The sequence below is a fragment of the Kitasatospora sp. P5_F3 genome (genome assembly GCF_054049135.1).
Genome location: NZ_JBFUMY010000189.1, coordinates 1 through 1,757, shown reverse-complemented (window position 1 = coordinate 1,757; position 1,757 = coordinate 1). Strand labels below are relative to the sequence as shown.

The 1,757-nt window shown below is 74.4% G+C and carries 1 protein-coding gene and 1 pseudogene; both read left to right on the top strand.

Annotated elements, in window-relative coordinates; all coding sequences use genetic code 11:
• Positions 1–206 precede the first annotated feature (206 nt).
• The gene (locus tag ACXJMZ_RS37245; RefSeq protein WP_457034422.1) at positions 207–1,244 is read left to right on the top strand and encodes an NAD(P)H-quinone oxidoreductase; all 1,038 of its coding nucleotides are present in this window, start codon (positions 207–209) and stop codon (positions 1,242–1,244) included.
• Positions 1,241–1,757: pseudogene (locus tag ACXJMZ_RS37240) on the top strand (hypothetical protein); the annotation flags it as partial. The gene ACXJMZ_RS37245 and the pseudogene ACXJMZ_RS37240, both read left to right, overlap by 4 nt.

The following is a 1,757-nucleotide window of genomic DNA, read 5'->3' as shown; positions in this document are numbered from 1 at the left end:
GTGGAGCGTCCGGTCACCAGGGCCGAGGCGGGGCACAGTCCGCGTGACTGCACCGATCTGGTGGTCGCGGTGGTGCGGGGCCGACGGGTCCTCAACTACACCGAACCCGAAGCCGCCGTCCTCCAGCTCACCGACCGCATCATCACCATTCAGCAGGCGGTCCCGCTGGCCTGAGGCCACCCCGGCGGGGCAGTACCGTCGGACCTATGCATGCGATGACGATTCCTCAGCCCGGTGGTCCCGAAGCACTGGTGTGGGCGGAGGTGCCCGACCCGGTGCCCGCCGCCGGGGAGGTGCTGGTCGAGATCACGGCCAGCGCCGTGAACCGGGCCGACCTGTTGCAGCGGCAGGGCCGCTACGCACCGCCGGCCGGCAGCTCGCCGTACCCCGGGCTCGAGTGCGCGGGGCGGATCGTCGCCCTCGGGGCCGGGGTGGCCGGCTGGGCGGTCGGCGACCAGGTCTGCGCCCTGCTGGTGGGTGGCGGGTACGCCGAGCTGGTGGCCGTACCGGTCGGCCAACTGCTGCCCGTGCCGGAGGGGTTGAGCGTGACCGAGGCGGCCGCGCTGCCGGAGGTGGCCTGCACGGTCTGGTCCAACCTCTTCATGGTGGCCCATCTGCGCCCCGCCGAGACCGTGCTGCTGCACGGCGGCGCCAGTGGCATCGGCACCATGGCGATCCAGCTGGCGAAGGCGGTCGGGGCCAAGGTGCTGGTCACCGCCGGGAGTTCCGACAAGCTGGCCCGCTGTGCCGAACTCGGTGCGGACGTCGGCATCGACTACCGGAAGCAGGACTTCGTCGAGGAGGTCGCGGCCGCCACCGGCGGGGCCGGGGCGGACGTGATCCTGGACATCATGGGTGCCAAGTACCTGGACCGGAACCTCGACGCGCTGGCCACCAACGGCCGCCTGGTCGTGATCGGTCTGCAGGGCGGTGTGAAGGGCGAGCTGGACCTCTCCAAGCTGCTCGCCAAGCGGGCCGCGGTGGCCGCCACCACGCTGCGCAGCCGCCCGCTCGGCGAGAAGGCGGCGATCGTGGCGGCGGTTCGCGAGCACGTCTGCTCCGGACGGGAGCTGCGGCAGACCTCCGGCTGGGTACGAAATGCCCTGATTGTCGGTTTGTGTGAGGCTGGTGCGGAGCTGTCCCGCCGCCGCCCGCGTCGCAGCGCGGTCGGCCGTCGGAAGGACTTCCCTCCGTGGCCGCACTTCCGTTCGCGTTCTCAGCACGTCCTGTTCCGGTCACGGTGATCTGGCGTACCGCTGTCCTGGCCGGGGTGGCGGTGCCGTTGCTGCTGGCCGGGCCGACCGCGCTGGCGGAGGAGCGGGAGCCGGCGGGCCAGCCGCAGGTGGAGGTGGTGCTGGCCACCGTGCCGCCGGTGCTGATACCCCAGCTCCCGGTCCTCCCCACGCTGCCTCAGCTGCCCGCGCTGCCGACCGTTCAGCTACCGGTCGTCCCGGGCTCGAGCCCGGTGCGGACCGTGCCGGCGAAGCCCGGGCCGTCGGAGCCCGTCGAGCCCTCGCCGATGCCGTCCGGAGAGCCCACGCCCGCCCCGACCCCGACCGCCGGGCCCAGTGCCGAGCCGTCCGCCGAGCCGAGCCCGGCTCAGACGCCCACCCCGGCTGCCACCCCGACCCCCGCAGCGGAGCCCAAGCCGACGCCGCTGCCGAGCCCCGTGGCCCAGGCGACCCCGGTGGCCCCCGCCCGCCCGGCCGCGCCCGTGCTGCCGGTCGGGCCCGCCCGCCAGGGCCAGGTACCCGCGC